The organism is Paraburkholderia sp. GAS33 (genome assembly GCF_050436645.1).
Taxonomy (GTDB): Bacteria; Pseudomonadota; Gammaproteobacteria; order Burkholderiales; family Burkholderiaceae; genus Paraburkholderia; species Paraburkholderia phenazinium_B.
The window spans coordinates 214,990-232,855 of sequence record NZ_JBNDMP010000008.1; the positions used below are offsets into that span (position 1 = coordinate 214,990).

The window sequence follows — 17,866 nt, forward strand, 5'->3', positions numbered from 1 at the left end:
TCCGTCTGCGCCCGCTTGCGCACGCCCACACGCTGACCGGAGTTTCAATGCAGTCCATTTTTCGCCCGACGGCCGTTGGGCCGTCTTTCGCTCGCCGTTTTGCAGCGAGCATGCTCACGATCTCGATCGGCGCCGCCAGCCTCGCCGCTCCGGCGCTAGCGCATGCCGAAGGGCAGATTCGCGTCGCCGAGCAGTTTGGCGTGGTTTATCTGCTGCTCAACGTGGCGCGCGACCAGCAGTTCATCGAAAAGGAAGGGCACAAGCAGGGCATCGACATCAAGGTGGACTGGCTCAGGCTCTCGGGTGGCGCAGCGGTCAACGACGCGCTGCTCTCCGGCGCGGTGGATATTGCCGGAGCCGGCGTCGGCCCCCTGCTGACGATCTGGGACCGCACGCATGGCAAGCAAAACGTCAAGGGGGTCGCCTCGCTCGGCAATCTGCCCTACTACCTCGTGTCCAACAACCCGAACGTGAAAACGATTGCCGATTTCACCGACAAGGACCGCATCGCCGTACCGGCGGTCAACGTGTCGGTTCAATCGCGGGTACTGCAGTTCGCCGCCGCAAAACAGTGGGGCGACAAGGATTACAACCGTCTTGACAAGTACACCCAGGCAATTCCGCATCCCGATGCGGCTGCTGCGATTATCGCTGGCGGCACGGAAATTACCGGGCATTTTGGCAATCCGCCGTTTCAGGATCAGGAGCTCGCCGGCAATCCCAAGGCGCACATCGTGCTGAATTCGTACGACGTGCTCGGTGGACCGAGCTCGGCCACGGTTCTGTATGCGACTGAAAAATTCCGCGACTCGAACCCGAAAACGTATCGGGCCTTCGTCGATGCGCTTGCCGACGCGGCACGCTTCGTTTCCGCCAATCCGGATGCCGCAGCCGACATCTATATCCGCGTGAACCAGTCGAAAATCGACCGCAACCTGTTGTTGAAGATCATCAAGAATCCGCAGGTGCAGTTCAAGGTCGCCCCGCAGAATACCTTCGGACTGGCGCAGTTCATGTACCGGGTTGGCGCGATCAAAAACGAACCGAAGTCGTGGAAAGACTACTTCTTCGACGACCCAGCGACGGCGGCGGGAAGCTGATGGATACGATTGCCGATACCGCGCCGGTCATCACACGTCCGCAAACCAGTGAAAAACTTCTGACGGTGGACCGCGTAAGCCTCGAATACCGCACGCGCGAACGGATCGTTCGCGCGACCCATCAGGTCAGTTTCGACGTCTACGGCGGCGATCGTTTCGTGCTGCTCGGCCCCTCGGGCTGCGGTAAGTCGACGCTGCTCAAGGCCGTCGCGGGGTTCATACAACCCACCTCCGGCAGTATCTCGCTTGACGGCCAACCCGTGCACGGGCCAGGCCCCGACCGTATCGTGGTGTTTCAGGAATTCGACCAGTTGCCGCCGTGGAAGACCGTGCTGCAAAACGTCGTGTTTCCGTTGCGCGTGGCCAGAAAACTCTCGCGTGCCGAAGCCAATGAAAGGGCACTGCACTACCTCGACAAGGTGGGGCTTGCGTCGTTTGCGAAAGCGTATCCCCATACCTTGTCGGGCGGCATGAAACAACGCGTCGCGATCGCACGGGCGCTGGCGATGCAGCCGCGCGTTCTGCTGATGGATGAGCCGTTCGCCGCGCTCGATGCCTTGACGCGCCGCAAGATGCAGGAGGAGCTGCTGCGTCTTTGGGAAGAGGTCAATTTCACGCTGCTGTTCGTGACCCATTCGATCGAGGAAGCGTTGATTGTCGGCAACCGGATTCTATTGCTGTCCCCGCATCCGGGCCGCGTGCGCGCCGAGCTCAATAGTCATCAATACACGCAGGACAGTACCGGTCGCAGCGATTTTCAGCGTACGGCCGAGCGCATCCATCATCTGCTGTTCGAACAGACGGACTCCGCGCAATGAGCACGCCCCCTACTTTGCTGCCCCCCGTTCGTGAGGAATACGAACGTCCATTGGAGCCGCTCGGCGATATCGCGGTCGAAGCGTCCTTGCCAATCGGCAAACGCATTTTCGCGCAGACATGGCTGCGCAAGACGCTGATCGCGCTGGTCCTCGTGGTCATCTGGGAATTCGCGGCTCGTGTAGTCAACAACGATCTGTTACTGCCGACGTTCAGCGCCACGCTTAGCGCATTCGTGCAGGGCATCTGGTCCGGCGAGTTGCTGCAGAAGACTGCCGTGTCGATGTCGGTGTTGCTGCGCGGCTATCTGCTTGGCGTCGCATGCGCGTTCGTGCTGACTTCGCTGGCCGTTTCGACCCGCATCGGCCGTGACCTGCTCACCATGCTGACCGCGATGTTCAATCCGCTGCCGTCGATCGCGCTGTTGCCGCTTGCGTTGCTGTGGTTTGGCCTTGGCACGGGAAGCCTGCTGTTCGTGCTGGTTCACGCCGTGTTGTGGCCGCTTGCACTGAACACGTATTCAGGCTTTCAGGCAGTGCCCGCGACACTGCGCATGACGGGCCGCAACTACGGTCTCACGGGCTTGCGCCACGTCGTGTCGATTCTGGTGCCGGCGGCGTTGCCGTCGATACTCGCCGGGTTGCGGGTAGGCTGGGCCTTCGCGTGGCGCACACTGATCGCCGCCGAACTGGTGTTCGGCACCAGTTCCGGTAGCGGCGGCCTCGGCTGGTACATCTTCGAGAACCGCAATGAGCTATATACGGACCGGGTCTTCGCGGGCCTTGCGGCCGTCATTGTGATCGGCCTCCTGATCGAGCATCTGGTGTTCGATACGCTCGAGCGCATTACCGTGCGCCGCTGGGGCATACAGCACTGAGGGCCGGCACGGCGCCTGCTCCTCTTGCCTGCCCTGAGCCATAGCAGCAGGCAGGCAAGACGTCGCAACAAGCGCCCGTCCTACGTCGTCAACACATCCGAAAACACCCGCGAAGCGAGACGATTCGAATCGGTGCCGCTGTTGAGCACATTGACGGCTTTCAGATCGTCGGCGTAAAGCGCAATTTCTTTCCTGAACACATCGCCCGCGGGGTGATGATGATCGGTGTGACTCTTCAGCATCGCGGTCAACTGGTTGACGTCCGCGGATGGCGCGTGCACCGAGAAGATCTGCGCGGCCTTCTCCGGATTATTAGCAGTCCATTCGGTTGCTTCCAGCAACGCCTGAGTCAATGCCTGCGCAGTCGCGCGGTCTTTGCGGATCAGCGAACCGCGTACGCCGAGCACGCAGCACGAGCGCGTCTGATACTCGCCGCACAGGTTGTTCGACACTTCATACAGGTGATCCGACTCGCGAATGTTCCAGATGGTCGGATCGCCGTCCGCGATTGCGTGGACCTCGCCTTTCTTCAGCGCTTCGCCCAGCAGGTTGGCCGGATACTGCCGCCACGTGACCTCCGTGTCGGGATCGATGCCCTGCTTCTTCAGCACGATCGCAAAGAAGTTCTTGGTCGGGCTTGCCATGTCGCTCACGCCGACAATGCGCCCTTTCAGCCCGGCCACGTCGACGATGCCCGAACTGCGCGTCGCCAGAAGCCGCATGCAGCCGCCGTGTATACCTGCAGTCAGCTTTACGTCGAAGCCCTGCTCCAGGGGCTTCAGCCAGCGCAGCGCCATGCCGACGCCCGCGTCGGACTTGCCCGTCGCAATCGCCTCGAGGAGTTGATCGGTCGAACCGGCGAAGTTAACCAGTTCCACCTGCAGGCCATGACGGGTGAAAAAACCCTGCTTGTCCGCAACCGCGACTGGCGCCGTGCAGATCGCCCCTGCATTCCACGAAAGATTCAGTGGCTTGAGCGGCGTTTGCGCAGAGGCGAGCGGCACCGCCAGACCCAGCGAAGTGCCGCCAAACGCGGCCGCCCCGGCTGCCCAGGCGGTCTTGCGAAGCCACGCGCGGCGCGCGAGGCTCACGGGAGAAGTGTCGTTGCTGAATGTCATTTTGGGTTTTCGTCGTGTGGTCAATATGGTACGGATGCGTGCTCAGGTTTCCAGACCCAGTTGCGCAAGCACTTCGCGGCGCAGCGCAACCAGCTTCGGATCGTCGCGATGCCGCGGATACGGCGCGTCGTTGCGAACTTCCGCGAGGATGCGTGCCGGCCGCTCGCTCAGCACGATGACCCGGTCGGCAAGCAGCAATGCCTCTTCGACGTCGTGGGTCACGAACAGGACCGAGAAACCTGCGCCCTGCCACAGGCGCGCCAGTTCACCCTGCATGCGGATGCGCGTCAGCGAATCGAGCTTGCCAAACGGTTCGTCGAGCACCAGCAACGCAGGATCGTTGACGAGCGCGCGCGCCAGCGCCACACGCTGCGCCATGCCGCCTGAGAGCTGATGCGGAAACGCGTCGGCGAATTCGCCAAGCCCGACGAGTTGCAGTACGGCATCGATGCGGTCCTGCGTCTGGTCGTGAAGCGCGTTGCGTCGCCAGCCGCGCCGGCGGCGCTGCGCCTCGGGGCCCACACCGACATTGCCGCGCACCGTGCGCCACGGGTACAGCGTGGGATCCTGGAAGACCACGACCCGCGACGGATCGGGCCCGGTGATCTCGGTGCCATCCGCGTGCAGCGTGCCTTGCGCCGGCTTGTCGAGGCCGGCGACAAGCCGCAGCAGCGTCGACTTGCCACAACCGCTGGGTCCCAGCAAGGCAACGAACTCGCCGGGTTCAACAGAGAAGTTGATGTCCTGCAGCACCGGCAAAGTCGCGCCACGCAGCGCGAACTGATGGCTCACACGACGCACATCGATACGCGCGCCGCCACGCAACGCAAGGCCACTGTCGGACCGCGCAAGCACTTCGGGTACGGCTACCATTTGAGCAATCCTTTCTGCCATCCGAGCAGCCGGTCGCGAACGCGGAACAGCAGCGTGATGAGGCCCGAGCACATCAGTGCCATCACGAAGAGCGCCGCATACATGTTTGCGTAAGCTGCCCAGCCTTGCGCCCACTGCAGATACCAGCCGAGCCCGGCCTTCACACCCATCATCTCGGCGACGATCAGTACTGAAAACGATGCGCCGAGTCCCATGAAAAGACCCACGAAAACCGACGGCAACGCCGCGGGAATCGCCACCCTGAGAATCAGAAACCCGGGCCTCGCACCCAGCGTGCGTGCGATGTCGTAATAGGCCGTGTTGACGCTGGCGACGCCCGACCACGTCAATACAGCCACCGGAAACGCGGTGGCAAGCGCGATCAGGAACACGCTAGCGCTGAAACTCGATGGAAAGAAGAAGAAAGCCAGTGGCAACCAGGCGGTCGCCGGCAGCGGGCCGATGAGACGCAGCACCGGATGCACCCAGTAGCCCACCGCCTTCGACCAGCCAATACTGACGCCCACGACAAAACCGGTCGCGGCACCCAGTACGTAGCCATAGGCAAGCAGACCAAACGAATGCGCGATGCTCAAACCGAGTCGCGGATAGTCCTCCGCGTAAACACCGATCAGCGCCTGCGGCGGTGCGAAGAAAGGCCGCGGCAGCCATTCGAGTTGTGCGGTCAGCACTTCCCACGCCGTGATGCCTACGGCCAACGCGAGCAGCCACGGCATCGCGTGTACCCATGCATCGACGCGCGCCTGCGGTTTGACATTATGTTGCGCTGCACGCGCATCGCCCGCTTTGCCGTCTTCACCCGCCCGGCTGCGCCACCCGGCCACGCCGACGGCAACAGCCAATACCGCGAGCACCAGCTTGATGACGAGGTATTGCCGCGTGTAGGGCCAATCATCGGCGGCCGGCCACCATTGGGTCAGCCCCGCGCTGCCGAACCACGCCAGCGCGGCGAGCCACGTAATGGCCGCGCCACGCGAAAACCTGGTACGCGCCGATACAGCCGCCTTCACGCTGACCGCATCGCGCGTCGTAACCGATTCGAGCTGGGTGGACATGATGGTTTCAATCTCCCGCATGGTTTCGCAGGCAAGCCGCGACCGCTGCGCTGTTAAAACGCCTGGATGGCGAAGAGTTCTTGTCCGAAGAAATGGAGCGCTAACGCGAAGCAGAGGCCAACGTCAACCCGCGATAACCTGCGCTCCCTTGGCCCTGCGAAACCAAGTATCGCGGTGGTCCGCGCGAGCCCCAACCAAGAAATTTCGCTTTGCTTATGTGTTGGCGCTGAGGCTCTCTGTTTTAACGTTTGCGCGGCCAGCATGAGAAATGGACCCACGGGCTGGTGACATCAATCCAGGGCAATCCCGTGACAATCGACCGGTTTAAAGCTTGCCGTCACTTACATTGAAAGCATTTTGAAAACATATCAGGTATCGACACCCGCCGTTTCGTGCAGCCGCGATATATGCACATAACAAAGTAATAGGTGCCCCGCTTATGCACGTTGTGAGAACGAGACAGAGCAAAATTTTCCAGCCCTAAACAATTCTGTTTTGGATATATTCACGGCATTCTTACTGGCCACTGACAGCGGTACCCCGAATTGGAGACGGGGAGGTCCTGGCCGAGCAGAAAAAGCGGGAACAGCATTGCTGTCGTCCGTTCTCGCTATCAGCCGGTTGTTCGAGCGCGGGGTTTATATCGTAGTCCATACGATTCGTGCACCGAACAGCTGACATAAATGGGGCTCGCCCGCCTTGCGAGCGATAGCCCTACTCACACAAAGTGAAATCAGATGAAAATGAAAAAGACCTCGGTGGCACTACTCGCTCTTGGCGCGTTTGCCGGCGCCGCACATGCACAAAGCAGCGTGACCCTGTACGGTATCGTCGACGCGGGTATTCTTTTCAATAACAACGTCAAAGGCTTGCACGAATACGCACTCTCGCAGGCAAACTCGTCGCGCTGGGGCTTGAAGGGCACGGAAGACCTGGGTGGCGGTCTGTCGGCAATCTTCACCCTTGAAAGCGGCTACACCACGGGCACGGGCGCACTCGCCCAAGGTGGCCTGGAATTCGGCCGTAAAGCCTTCGTCGGCTTGAGCAGCACCACGTTCGGTACGTTGACGGCTGGCCGTCAATACTCGGCCAGCAACGACCTGACCTCTGTGTTCGCATCCGGCGCCGATTGGGCCGCTTCGGGCCTCGCCTACGGCACTCGCGCCGCCGACGTCGACAACGTCGATACGTCGAACCGCGTCCAGAACTCGCTCAAGTACATAAGCCCGAACTACAACGGTCTGCAAGCAGGCGCGCTGTACAGCCTGGGCGGTCAGGCTGGCGACTTCACGAAGAACTCGGTGATCGACGCGGCAGTCTCGTATGCGAACGGTCCGCTCCACCTCGGCGCAGGCTACACGTTCGTGAAGGATCCGTACTACGCGACCTACGGCAACCAGGGCAATTCGTCGACGCCGACGACTACGGCTTCGGCGAGCGCAACCGACAACATGAACAACAAGATCTACGGCGGCTACGCTTCGGCGGGTTCGCAGCAGATCATCGTGGCAGGCGGTTCGTATGCAATCGGACCGGCAACCGTCGGCCTGCTGTACTCGAACACGCAATTCGGCAACCTGGGTTCGGTCACCGCCATCGGCCAGATCTCGGCTCCGAAGTACACGGGCAATGCAACGTTCAACTCGGGCGAAGTCAACCTGAAGTACCAGGTGAACCCGGCTCTGCTGCTGGCAGCCGCGTATATCTACACGCATAACAGCGGCGCAGACGACGTGGGCAGCGCGAAGTACAACCAGTTCAACCTGGGCGCGATCTACTCGGTATCGAAGCGCACTTCGTTCTACGCGATCGGCTTCTTCGAAACCGCTTCGGGTATCGACTCGACGGGCAAGAAGGCAGTGGCCGATCTGAGCAGCAGCACCTACTCGGCTGACAACCATCAGCTCGCCGCAATCGTCGGCATCACCCACCGCTTCTAAGTGGGTGAACACCGGCCGCTCCCTCGCGGCCGGTTAGTCAGAAGAACCGCAGCGCTCACAGTTCGATACTGCGAGCGCTGCGCGCATCGACGACCAAAGCGCTCATTCCAGAGCGTGCTTCCCCTCAAAACGATTCGCTGAACGGCCGCAGATCGATTTCCTGCGACCATGCGCTGCGCCGCTGCTGATGGAGATGCCAATAGGCCTCGGCGATATCGTCGGGATTGAGCAAACCATCCGCACCGCTTTCGGCAACCCGCTGCGGTGCCGACGTACGCAACCGCTCGCCGTCGATGCCTCCATCGATCACCACGTGCGCAACATGAATATTCTTTGGCCCGAACTCGCGCGCGAGACTCTGCGCGAGTGAGCGCAAAGCGGCCTTGGCAGAGGCAAATGCGGCAAATGGCGGACGGCCGCGCAACGAAGCGGTCGCACCCGTGAACAGCAGCGAACCTCGGCCCGCGGCCAGCAGCGCAGGCAGCGCCGCCCGGGCGAACAGGAAGCCGCCGAGCGTCGTGACGCGCCACGCCGCTTCAAACTGCTCGCCAGTCAATTCGAGCGTCGGCACACGTATCCCGCCAGCGGCATTGAAAATTGCCGCTTCGAGCGTGCCTGTCTCAGCAAGTTGCCTTGCAATTGCGATCAGGTCGCTCTCGCTTGTGACGTCGCCGGGGAATGCCAGAGCATGACCACCCGTACCGCGAATTTCATCGACGAGCGCATCGAGCCGCTCGCGCGAGCGGCCCGTCACGGCAACGCTAAAGCCCTCGCGAGCAAAACGGCGCGCAAGCGCCGCACCGAGTCCAGCGCTCGCTCCCACGCCGGCAATCCACGCGACACGCTTGTGCGCATCGCCTTGCCCGACAGCGTCGGTCATCGCGCCCTCCTTTGCGTTCTGGTCGTGAGCATCATCCCGGCGGGATGTCGAGCGGCACGACAAACATGCCGGCAGTGTATTCCATATGAAAATAGCCGCTGCGCGCGTAGGCGGCAATGCGTTCCAACCGCTCGGACGATTGGCCGCTGCGGGCTGCCGCCGATCTCTCGTCAGGGGATTGATCCAGATTCACGGGTACGCGTTTTGACAATTGCTTTTGCAGGCTTCGCACAGGGTGGCGAAGTCCGCCCCAGAAAAGCGTCGCTGAATGCGTGGCCATACGACCTCCGTCGAGTGAATACCATCCAGTCAAATCTAGTGACCCGCTCGAGCAAGTGCAAACAAGTTTTTGTGGATTGGTTTTCGGAGAACGTAGCAAAAACCGCATTGGCGATAAGGGGAAACGGCCCGCTTCGCCTCGGCTCCGCTCAGAGTCGTCCCGGTCGGGGATCGGCTACGAAGCCGTCGCGGTTCGGCATTTTCACAGCGGGCAAAGAGCGCGCGTCCAGACGGGTATCCGGTGGCACGATGCCGTTCTGGTTGAGCAGGAATGCGCAAACGGCATAGACGTCATCGGCTGAAAGCGACTCGGGCGCGGTAAAGGGCATTGCACGACGAATATAGTCGAACAGCGTGGTCGCATAGGGCCAGTAGCTGCCGACCGTGCGCTTCGGCTTCGCACTTGCCAGCGTACCGCGACCACCCACCAACGCATCTCCGAGCAGCCCTTGGCCCTGCGCGCCATGGCATGCGGCACATTGGGCCGCAAACACGCGCGCACCGGTGGCGACGTCGCCGCTGCCTGCGGGCAAGCCACGGCCGTCGGGCGCGATGTCGATATTCCACGCCGCGAGGTCCTGGTCCGATAACGGAGTGCCGACGCCGTAGCCCGCGTGTGCGCTCGACGCGAGCAAGCTCGCAACGACAAAAGCTGCAGGCGCAAGCGTACGTCTCAAGACATTAAGCATTTCGCACCTCGCCACTCGCGTCGACACGCCATTGCTGAATCGCGTTGTAGTGATACTGCGAGTTCAACCCGCGTGCCGCCACTAGCGCTTCCCGCGTAGGCTGCACATAGCCGGTCGAATCCGTGGCGCGCGACAGGATCACTGCAGGCGCACCTTGCCACAACCAGTCCAGTTGAAAGCGCGTCAGCGCGCGATCGCGCGGGGTTCCGTCGAGGCGCGCGAGTTGCCACGTAGCGCCCGCATCCGTCGATACCTCGACCTTGCGAATCGTGCCGCGCCCCGACCAGGCGAGGCCACTGATCGGGTAATAGCCTTGCGTGCTCAGACGATGCCCCGGTGAAGGCCGGGTGATCACGGACTTCGCATCCATTTCGAATGCGAACTGCCGCGCGGTTCCATTCGCCATCAGGCTCGTGTATCGAGAAGTTTCCTCGCGCGTCTGCAGCGGCGCATCGACGAACTTCAGGCGGCGCAGCCATTTGACGTTCGTATTGCCTTCGAAGCCCGGCACGATCAGGCGCAGCGGATAGCCGTTTTCCGGGCGCAAACGCTCGCCGTTCTGCGCATAGACCACCATGGCGCGCTCGAGGATGCGATCGAGCGGCAAGCTGCGCGTCATTGCCGCGGCATCCGCGCCCTCCGCCAGCACCCAGCCGCCGCGTCCACCTTGCCCATCTTTCGACGTCGACAGGCCCCCCACCTCTTCCAGCAGGGTCGAAAGCCGTACACCCGTCCATTCGCAGCACGACAGCAAACCGTGCGTCAGTTGCACCGGTTGACCGCTCGGTCCATTCCATTCGCCACCGGTATTGCCGGAACATTCGATGAAATGGATCCGCGATTCGGACGGCAGGCGAACCAGGTCGTCCATCGTAAACAGTTTCGGCTCGCGTACAAGACCATGAATCGCGAGGCGGTGCTGATCGGGATCGATATCCGGCACACCGTTGTGATGCCGTTCGTAGACGAGGCCGTTCGGCGTGATCGTGCCGAACAGGTCCGCTAGCGGCGTCATCGACGAAGCGGCCCCGGGCAACGGCCACGCCTTCGCGCTACGACGCACCACATCGGCCTCGTGCGCTGAGGGCACGCCATAGGGATGCTCGAGTATCGGCGCGCCCGGCGTGCGGCTCCATGGTGCGATATCAAGTGGCTTTAGCAGCGGGTCTGCGGCCGCGCCGGCACGTGCGACCACCAGACCGCTCGCGGCGAGTCCGCCCAGCAAACGGCGACGGCCGCGCGAAGTGGGCCTATCGGCTGCATGGGGTGAAGTGTCGCGAACCTTTTTCATCGGTGTCAGTGCGTCATGGGCCAACTGGCCACTGTAGCAACTGAAGCGGCGCCGACAAAACGAGCAATCGTGATATCGATCGAACCCAATGTGTAGAACGCCCCTTGCCCTCGGCTTACCAGGCTCGCAAATAAACTAAACAGAAAAACGCCGATAAGGATTTGAGGATTCGTTATTGGAGCGCCCTGTTGGCGATTCTTATACTCGATCACGGTCAGCACTCGCCAGCGAAGAGTGCCAAATCTCCACAGCAGGAATGTCTAAATGAGCCTACGTCCTTTGCATGACCGCGTGATCGTCAAACGCCTTGATCAGGAAACGAAAACCGCTTCGGGCATCGTCATTCCCGAGAGCGCCGCGGAAAAACCCGATCAGGGCGAAGTGCTCGCCGTCGGCCCCGGCAAGCGCGATAACGACGGCAAGCGTATCGAGCCGGACCTGAAAGTCGGCGAGCGCGTGCTGTTCGGTAAATACGCAGGCCAGCAGGTCAAGGTCGACGGCACGGATCTGCTCGTGCTGCGCGAAGAAGACATCGTCGCCGTAGTCCACCAATAAGGGAGCATCACAAGATGGCAGCCAAAGAAATCGTCTTTAGCGACAGCGCGCGTTCGAAACTGGTCGAAGGCGTCAACATTCTCGCCAATGCAGTGAAAGTCACGCTCGGCCCGAAAGGCCGCAACGTCGTGCTCGAACGTAGTTTCGGTTCGCCGGTTGTGACCAAGGACGGTGTGTCCGTGGCCAAGGAAATCGAGCTGGCCGACAAGTTGCAGAATATCGGCGCGCAGCTGGTGAAGGAAGTCGCCTCGCGTACCAGCGACGCCGCCGGCGACGGTACCACCACCGCCACGGTGCTGGCGCAAGCGATCGTCCGCGAAGGCCAGAAATACGTCGCGGCAGGCCTCAATCCGCTGGATCTGAAGCGTGGTATCGACAAGGCCGTGACTGCGGCAATCGAAGAACTGAAAAAGATCAGCAAGCCAACTACCACGAGCAAGGAAATCGCTCAGGTTGCAACGATCTCGGCGAATGGTGAAGAATCGATCGGTCAGCGTATTGCCGAAGCCATCGACCGCGTCGGCAAGGAAGGCGTGATCACCGTCGAAGACGGCAAATCGCTCGCCGACGAACTGGACGTGGTCGAAGGACTGCAGTTCGATCGTGGCTACCTGTCGCCGTATTTCATCAACAATCCGGACAAGCAGGTCGCCGTTCTCGACAGCCCGTTCATTCTGCTGCACGACAAGAAGATCTCGAATATCCGCGACCTGCTGCCGGTGCTCGAGCAGGTTGCCAAGGCAGGCCGTCCGCTGCTGATCATCGCCGAGGACGTCGAAGGCGAAGCGCTTGCAACACTGGTGGTTAACAACATCCGCGGCATTCTGAAGACGGTGGCGGTCAAGGCGCCGGGCTTCGGCGATCGCCGTAAGGCCTTGCTCGAAGATATCGCGATCCTTACCGGTGGTCAGGTGATTGCCGAGGAGACCGGTCTCACGCTCGAAAAAGCGACGCTGGCGGAACTGGGCCAAGCCAAGCGCATCGAGGTGGGCAAGGAGAACACCACGGTCATCGACGGCGGCGGCGACGCGAAGAACATCGAAGCGCGTGTCAAGCAGATCCGCGTGCAGATCGAAGAAGCCACCTCCGACTACGACCGCGAAAAGCTGCAAGAGCGCGTCGCCAAGCTCGCAGGCGGCGTGGCGGTGATCAAGGTAGGCGGCGCAACCGAGATCGAAGTCAAAGAGAAGAAAGACCGCGTGGACGATGCGTTGCACGCGACTCGTGCGGCCGTGGAAGAAGGCATTGTGCCGGGCGGCGGTGTCGCGCTGATCCGCGTCAGGAACGCAATCAAGGATCTGAAAGGCAGTAATCCCGATCAGGACGCCGGGGTGAAGATCGTGCTGCGCGCGCTTGAAGAACCGCTACGCCAGATCGTGGCCAACGCGGGCGAGGAAGCGAGCGTGGTAGTGGCGAAGGTCGCGGAAGGCAGCGGCAACTTCGGCTACAACGCGCAAACCGGCGAGTACGGCGATCTGGTGGAATCGGGTGTGCTCGATCCGACCAAGGTCACGCGCACGGCATTGCAGAACGCGGCATCGGTTGCGGGCCTGCTGCTCACCACCGATGCGACCGTGTCTGAAGCACCGAAGGACGCGCCGCCGCAGTCGCCGACGGGTGGGCCGGGCGCAGGCGGTCCGGGTTTCGACTTCTGACGATCGATGAGCCCCGCGCGGTTCGCGCGCGTTGATTCTTTGGTCTTAACAACACGCATGCCTGCCTCGCGCAGGCATGCGTGTTTCTGCAATAACGTCCTTAAGCATTTTTTCGCAAATGCTTATCAGCATTTGTCGTTTCGGCCATATTCAGCAGACCATTAACATCCTGTCGTCCCGGCCCGAGCGCGCCGGAGGATTCACAGGAGAGCATCATGGTCGCTCATCACGGCGGAGCGCCAGAGATCGTCATCGTCGGTGGCGGTCTTTCCGGCACGGCGCTCGCCATCAAGCTGCTGCGCGAAGCACAGCAAGCCCTCGCGATCCGCCTCGTCGACCCGTGTGCGCAGCCGGGTCGCGGCCTCGCTTACTCGACCCGGGAGCCGGGACATCTGGTCAACGGCCCCGCCCTCCTTTTCACGCTATATCCAGAGCAACCGGAGCATTTCGTCGACTGGCTTACTTTGCAGCCCGAGTTTGCCGGCCAGCCTCGTGATGCAGTCGCCCAGGCGTACGTGCCGCGCTGGCGTTTTGGCGATTACGTAAGCGAGCAATTGCGGCAGGCACAGCAGCAAGCTGCGCCCGGCGTCACGTTCGAACATGTCCAGGCACGCGTCGAAGATCTCGATGTTTCATCAAACGGCGTCACGCTCGCGCTCGACGCAGGCCGGGTGCTGCTCGCCGATCACGCGGTGCTCGCGCTCGGCGTGTTCCAGTCGCGGCCGCGTTTTGACGCGAACGGCCGGCTCACGCAAGCGGGCCAGTATGTCGCTAACGTGTGGGACTGCTCGCGTCTTGCAGCACTCGTCGACGCAGACGAGCTCGTGCTGGTGGGTGGAAGTCTGACGATGATCGACGCCGTCGTATCGCTCGAAAAGCTGGGTTATCGCGGTACCTATAAGGTGCTGGCGCGGCACGGCCTGACGCCAGTCGAACGGCGTAACCCCGCGCCTGATGAAGCGCCTTTCGGAAGAGTGGGACCGCCGCGCACATTGCGGCAGGTCGTGCGCGAACTACGCGAAAAAGCTCGAACCATCATCGCGCATGGCGGTGACTGGCAATCGCTACCGGGCGCGCTCAGGCCATATCTTGCAGACTGGTGGCATAACGCAGCGTTGATCGACAGGCAGCGGTTCTTCCGGCACGTGAGACCGCATTGGGACGTGTTTCTGCATCGCGCGCCACCCGTCAGCGCAGCGCTGGTCGACGCGCTGCGCACAAGCGGCCGTCTGAGCGTCGAGGCGGCCATCGTCAACGATCTCGCGGAAGCTCTGGAGGGAGGCGTGAACGTGCGTTACCGGCTACGCGGTAGCGAAGAAGAACGCACGATGGTCGCCCAGGGTGTCGTCAACTGCACCGGGCCCGACTATCGCTGGCACGCCGGTTGTGAGCAGCCCCTGGTGCGCAATCTGTTTTCGCGCGGCCTTGTGCAAACGGGACCGGTAGGGCTTGGCATTACGGTCGATCCATCGCTAGCCGCGATCGCAGCGAACGGTGCTGCTTCGCCGCACATTTCGGTGCTCGGCGCAGCATTGCGCGGCACGATCGTCGAACCTGGGACGGTCATCGAAATCGCCAATCAGACCACGAGGCTCAGTGCGCGTCTGCTCGCAGCGTTAAGTGTTGCGCAGGCGCCTGCAGTGCTTCAGGTATCCTGATCAGACACCTGAAGCACCTGGAAGCGCTAAACGCTAACGCCGCGTCGACAAACGCCGCACCACCGCAACCAGCGCATCAACCTCATCGCAGGTGTTGTAGAACGCGAGCGATGGCCGCACGGTAGCTTCGAGGCCGAAACGCCTCAAGATGGGCTGGGCGCAATGATGCCCCGAGCGTACTGCAATGCCCTCTTCGTTCAGCGCCTGCCCAACCTCTTCCGTCTCGTAGCCCTTCAATACGAACGACAACACGCTCGCCTTGTCCTTCGCAGTGCCGACCAGCCGAACACCGGGAACGGGTTGCAAAACGCTCGTCGCATACGCAAGCAGATCGTGCTCATAGCGGGCGATATTCTCGATGCCCACGCGCGTCACGTAGTCAATCGCCGCACCCAGACCCACCGCATCCGCAATGTTGCCAGTGCCCGCTTCGAAGCGGTTGGGCGGCGGCTGGAACACAGTGCGCTCGAAGGTTACGTCGGCGATCATGTTGCCACCACCTTGCCACGGCGGCATGTCGTCGAGAATCGCGCGCTTGCCGTAGACCACGCCAATGCCGGTCGGACCGAACACCTTGTGGCCCGAGAACACGAAGAAGTCCGCATCGATTGCCTGCACATCCACGCGCATATGCGAAACCGACTGCGCGCCATCGATCAGCGCCTTCGCACCGGCACGATGGGCCATCTCGACGATCTCCTTCACCGGCACCACCGTGCCGAGTGCGTTCGAAACCTGGGTTACCGAAACGATCTTCGTGCGATCGTTCAGCAGCTTGCGGTATTCGTCGAGCAGCACCTGGCCGGAGTCATCGACCGGAATCACGCGCAGCTTCGCCCCGGTTTGCGCGGCAAGCTGCTGCCACGGCACGATGTTAGCGTGATGTTCCAGGTGCGACACGATGATCTCGTCGCCCTCGCCCACGTTCTGCACGCCCCACGACTTCGCGATGAGATTGATCGCCTCGGTGGTGCCGCGCACGAAGACGATTTCATCGGGCGAGGCCGCGCCGATAAAGCGCTGCACCTTGCTGCGCGCCGCTTCGTAGGCATCCGTCGCACGGCCCGCCAATGCATGGGCGGCACGATGGATATTCGAGTTCTCGTGGGCGTAGAAATACGCGAGCCGGTCGATCACGGATTGCGGCTTGTGGGTCGTCGCCGCGTTGTCGAACCACACCAGCTGACGACCGTTCACCCGTTCCGAAAGAATCGGAAAGTCGCGCCGGATTGCATTGACGTCGAACGGCGGGTGCGCCGAAGCCGCTGCGTTCGGCACGCCGTGAGCGGTTCTCGCCGGACCGGTAGACGGATGCGCTTCCTCGACGAAATAGCGTGACCCACCGCTATTGAAAGCGGCCGGTTCATACGAGCCGGCATCGTGCGGAAAACGCTGCACCGAGAGCAACGAGCGAAGCTCGTTCTCGCCTGGCAGGCCGAACGATTGGGCGGTGATCGAATCGCTCAACGGTACGACGATGTCCCGGCCACCCGCACCGCTACTGTGACGGTTATCCGCTTGCGGATCGAGAAAGTAATACGGCGACGCAATACCAGGCGAAGTAGCGGACGTACTTGAAGCCCCACCCGCAGACGGACGTTGCGCACCATGTCCCTCGGGCACGGCCAGCGCTGCACCACCGAAGCGCGGCTCGAGCGCCGGAGCGATCGTCACCGCGCTATCCGGCAAGCCATTCTGCGCAGTGGCATGCGGTACGAGCGCCGGTACACGATTGCCGAGCGACAGCACATGAGTCGGCGCCGAGGGCAACAGGTTCGCCCCAGGCACCTTACCTTGCGGCAAAGCGGCACCCGGCACGCCCGTGCCGAAACCACCAGGACCCGCGAGCGGCGAACCCGCCGGCGCCGGATTGCTCGCCGTGGACAGCACCGGCGCAGCGACCGGCAATGCCGAAGCGAACGACGCCGACGACGAGGCGTCGCTCAGGCTATTGCCACCCGGCACCGCGGACGACACCCCGCCACCGGGCAGGGCCGAGAAAAACTCCGTCGCGAGACGTGCGAGCGTTGCCGGATCGGGCAAGCCGGCCGGCAGCGTCTGCGGTACATCGTGCGGCACACCTGCGCCTGGCGGATTACTTGTAGGTGTCTGGATAGTCATGGTACTTACCGATCTCCACGTCATCGAGAACCGCCAGCGCGTCCGGCGAATGCACCGCCAGCGAGCAGTACAGGGAAATCAGATACGACGCGATCGCATGACTGTTGATGCCCATGAAGCGCACCGACAACCCCGGACCCTGCTCGCCCGCGACACCCGGCTGGAACAGGCCCACCACGCCCTGGCGCTTGTCGCCCACACGTAGCAGCAGGATCTTGGTCTTGCCGTCGGCCACCGGCACCTTGTCGGACGGAACCAGCGGAATCCCGCGCCATGTCAGGAACTGCGAGCCGAACAGGCTGACGGTGGGCGGTGGCACACCACGGCGCGTGCACTCGCGGCCAAACGCAGCAATCGCGAGGGGATGGGTCAGGAAAAACGCCGGCTCTTTCCATACCTTGCTCAGCAGTTCGTCCAGATCGTCGGGCGTCGGCGCGCCGGTCAGCGGGAACACGCGCTGCTCGTCCGCCACGTTTGCAAGCAGACCGTAATCCGGATTGTTGATGAGCTGGCTTTCCTGCAGTTCCTTGATCGTTTCGATCGTCAGGCGCAACTGTTCCTTGATCTGATCGTGCGGACTGCTATACAGATCGGAGATACGCGTATGCACGTCGAGCACCGTGCTCACGGCATTCAGGAAGTATTCGCGCGGCTCTTCTTCATACGGCACAAACGTGCGCGGCAGCACCGTTTCGTCTTCGCGCTGTGTGCAGGCAACCTTCACGGCGTCCGGACTCTTGACCTGATTCAGGCGGTAGATACCCGCTTCGACCGGCACCCATTGCAGCAGATGCGTCAACCAGCGCGGCGTGATCGTCGCAAGTTGGGGGACGGTCTTGGTGGCGTTGGCTAGTTGCCGCGCGGCATTATCGCTAAGCGCCGTATGGCCGCTCGCTATGGTCGACATGTGTGGCTCCGGGTTCTATAGATGAAAAACA

General features: G+C 62.1%; 16 protein-coding genes. 7 read left to right on the plus strand and 9 right to left on the minus strand.

The window, feature by feature from the left end:
- The first annotated feature begins 47 nt into the window (after window positions 1–47).
- Genes P3T24_RS24205 through P3T24_RS24215 form a run of 3 tightly spaced genes read left to right on the plus strand, consistent with a single transcriptional unit; the run spans window position 48 to window position 2,793 of the window.
- The gene (locus P3T24_RS24205) at window positions 48–1,100 is read left to right on the plus strand and encodes an ABC transporter substrate-binding protein (protein ID WP_074268051.1); all 1,053 of its coding nucleotides are present in this window, start codon (window positions 48–50) and stop codon (window positions 1,098–1,100) included.
- Complete coding sequence (locus tag P3T24_RS24210; protein ID WP_429288580.1) at window positions 1,100–1,918, plus strand: ABC transporter ATP-binding protein; 819 nt, start codon at window positions 1,100–1,102, stop codon at window positions 1,916–1,918. The genes P3T24_RS24205 and P3T24_RS24210 overlap by 1 nt, the downstream gene beginning before the upstream one ends.
- Window positions 1,915–2,793, plus strand: a complete 879-nt coding sequence (locus P3T24_RS24215; protein WP_429438523.1) for an ABC transporter permease — start codon at window positions 1,915–1,917, stop codon at window positions 2,791–2,793. Before P3T24_RS24210 ends, P3T24_RS24215 begins: the two co-directional genes overlap by 4 nt.
- Window positions 2,794–2,873: 80 nt before the next feature.
- Here P3T24_RS24215 and P3T24_RS24220 read toward each other — a convergent pair whose 3' ends face one another.
- From P3T24_RS24220 to P3T24_RS24230, 3 genes are read right to left on the minus strand one after another with little or no spacing between them, the layout of a single operon-like run.
- Window positions 2,874–3,911, minus strand: a complete 1,038-nt coding sequence (locus P3T24_RS24220; RefSeq protein ID WP_429438526.1) for an ABC transporter substrate-binding protein — start codon at window positions 3,909–3,911, stop codon at window positions 2,874–2,876.
- Between the two features lie 42 nt (window positions 3,912–3,953).
- A complete protein-coding gene (locus P3T24_RS24225) occupies window positions 3,954–4,784 on the minus strand; it encodes an ABC transporter ATP-binding protein (protein ID WP_429438529.1) in 831 nt (276 codons plus the stop codon).
- Window positions 4,778–5,860, minus strand: a complete 1,083-nt coding sequence (locus P3T24_RS24230) for an ABC transporter permease (protein WP_429438532.1) — start codon at window positions 5,858–5,860, stop codon at window positions 4,778–4,780. Before P3T24_RS24230 ends, P3T24_RS24225 begins: the two co-directional genes overlap by 7 nt.
- A 743-nt stretch (window positions 5,861–6,603) precedes the next feature.
- Between P3T24_RS24230 and P3T24_RS24235 the strand changes: the two genes are divergently transcribed.
- Window positions 6,604–7,800, plus strand: a complete 1,197-nt coding sequence (locus P3T24_RS24235; protein WP_074269383.1) for a porin — start codon at window positions 6,604–6,606, stop codon at window positions 7,798–7,800.
- 124 nt (window positions 7,801–7,924) lie between these two features.
- Here P3T24_RS24235 and P3T24_RS24240 read toward each other — a convergent pair whose 3' ends face one another.
- The 4 genes from P3T24_RS24240 to soxC form a co-directional block, all read right to left on the minus strand.
- The gene (locus P3T24_RS24240) at window positions 7,925–8,680 is read right to left on the minus strand and encodes an SDR family NAD(P)-dependent oxidoreductase (protein WP_074268044.1); all 756 of its coding nucleotides are present in this window, start codon (window positions 8,678–8,680) and stop codon (window positions 7,925–7,927) included.
- Between the two features lie 31 nt (window positions 8,681–8,711).
- Window positions 8,712–8,960: a hypothetical protein gene (locus P3T24_RS24245; RefSeq protein WP_074268043.1), complete on the minus strand. Its 249-nt coding sequence runs from the start codon at window positions 8,958–8,960 to the stop codon at window positions 8,712–8,714.
- Window positions 8,961–9,108: 148 nt separating this feature from the next.
- On the minus strand, window positions 9,109–9,648 hold the full coding sequence (locus P3T24_RS24250; protein WP_429438535.1) for a c-type cytochrome: 540 nt from the start codon (window positions 9,646–9,648) through the stop codon (window positions 9,109–9,111).
- Window positions 9,641–10,939 carry a sulfite dehydrogenase gene (gene soxC, locus P3T24_RS24255; protein ID WP_429438538.1) on the minus strand — a complete coding sequence of 433 codons (1,299 nt, stop codon included), beginning with the start codon at window positions 10,937–10,939 and terminating at the stop codon, window positions 9,641–9,643. The genes P3T24_RS24250 and soxC overlap by 8 nt, the downstream gene beginning before the upstream one ends.
- 264 nt (window positions 10,940–11,203) lie before the next feature.
- On the opposite strand from soxC, the gene P3T24_RS24260 reads away from it, so the two are divergent.
- From P3T24_RS24260 to P3T24_RS24270, 3 genes are all read left to right on the plus strand, one after another.
- Window positions 11,204–11,494: a co-chaperone GroES gene (locus P3T24_RS24260; RefSeq protein WP_074268040.1), complete on the plus strand. Its 291-nt coding sequence runs from the start codon at window positions 11,204–11,206 to the stop codon at window positions 11,492–11,494.
- Window positions 11,495–11,508: 14 nt separating this feature from the next.
- Window positions 11,509–13,149 (plus strand): chaperonin GroEL, encoded by a 1,641-nt coding sequence (gene groL / locus P3T24_RS24265; protein ID WP_429438545.1) that lies wholly within the window; start codon window positions 11,509–11,511, stop codon window positions 13,147–13,149.
- 215 nt (window positions 13,150–13,364) lie between these two features.
- Entirely contained in the window at window positions 13,365–14,807 is a 1,443-nt protein-coding gene (locus tag P3T24_RS24270) for an FAD/NAD(P)-binding protein (RefSeq protein WP_429438548.1), read from the plus strand.
- Between the two features lie 33 nt (window positions 14,808–14,840).
- Here P3T24_RS24270 and P3T24_RS24275 read toward each other — a convergent pair whose 3' ends face one another.
- Entirely contained in the window at window positions 14,841–16,928 is a 2,088-nt protein-coding gene (locus P3T24_RS24275; RefSeq protein ID WP_429438551.1) for a family 2A encapsulin nanocompartment cargo protein cysteine desulfurase, read from the minus strand.
- Window positions 16,903–17,835, minus strand: coding sequence for a family 2A encapsulin nanocompartment shell protein (locus P3T24_RS24280; protein ID WP_429438554.1), 933 nt, complete (start codon window positions 17,833–17,835; stop codon window positions 16,903–16,905). Before P3T24_RS24280 ends, P3T24_RS24275 begins: the two co-directional genes overlap by 26 nt.
- Between the last annotated feature and the right edge of the window lie 31 nt (window positions 17,836–17,866).

Excerpts from the sequence above, each read along its gene's own strand:
- P3T24_RS24205 (WP_074268051.1), top strand. The coding sequence starts at position 48 with ATGCAGTCCATTTTTCGCCCGACGGCCGTTGGGCCGTCTTTCGCTCGC.
- P3T24_RS24210 (WP_429288580.1), top strand. The coding sequence starts at position 1,100 with ATGGATACGATTGCCGATACCGCGCCGGTCATCACACGTCCGCAAACC.
- P3T24_RS24215 (WP_429438523.1), top strand. The coding sequence starts at position 1,915 with ATGAGCACGCCCCCTACTTTGCTGCCCCCCGTTCGTGAGGAATACGAA.
- P3T24_RS24220 (WP_429438526.1), bottom strand. The coding sequence starts at position 3,911 with ATGACATTCAGCAACGACACTTCTCCCGTGAGCCTCGCGCGCCGCGCG.
- P3T24_RS24225 (WP_429438529.1), bottom strand. The coding sequence starts at position 4,784 with ATGGTAGCCGTACCCGAAGTGCTTGCGCGGTCCGACAGTGGCCTTGCG.
- P3T24_RS24230 (WP_429438532.1), bottom strand. The coding sequence starts at position 5,860 with ATGTCCACCCAGCTCGAATCGGTTACGACGCGCGATGCGGTCAGCGTG.
- P3T24_RS24235 (WP_074269383.1), top strand. The coding sequence starts at position 6,604 with ATGAAAAAGACCTCGGTGGCACTACTCGCTCTTGGCGCGTTTGCCGGC.
- P3T24_RS24240 (WP_074268044.1), bottom strand. The coding sequence starts at position 8,680 with ATGACCGACGCTGTCGGGCAAGGCGATGCGCACAAGCGTGTCGCGTGG.
- P3T24_RS24245 (WP_074268043.1), bottom strand. The coding sequence starts at position 8,960 with ATGGCCACGCATTCAGCGACGCTTTTCTGGGGCGGACTTCGCCACCCT.
- P3T24_RS24250 (WP_429438535.1), bottom strand. The coding sequence starts at position 9,648 with ATGCTTAATGTCTTGAGACGTACGCTTGCGCCTGCAGCTTTTGTCGTT.
- soxC (WP_429438538.1), bottom strand. The coding sequence starts at position 10,939 with ATGAAAAAGGTTCGCGACACTTCACCCCATGCAGCCGATAGGCCCACT.
- P3T24_RS24260 (WP_074268040.1), top strand. The coding sequence starts at position 11,204 with ATGAGCCTACGTCCTTTGCATGACCGCGTGATCGTCAAACGCCTTGAT.
- groL (WP_429438545.1), top strand. The coding sequence starts at position 11,509 with ATGGCAGCCAAAGAAATCGTCTTTAGCGACAGCGCGCGTTCGAAACTG.
- P3T24_RS24270 (WP_429438548.1), top strand. The coding sequence starts at position 13,365 with ATGGTCGCTCATCACGGCGGAGCGCCAGAGATCGTCATCGTCGGTGGC.
- P3T24_RS24275 (WP_429438551.1), bottom strand. The coding sequence starts at position 16,928 with ATGACTATCCAGACACCTACAAGTAATCCGCCAGGCGCAGGTGTGCCG.
- P3T24_RS24280 (WP_429438554.1), bottom strand. The coding sequence starts at position 17,835 with ATGTCGACCATAGCGAGCGGCCATACGGCGCTTAGCGATAATGCCGCG.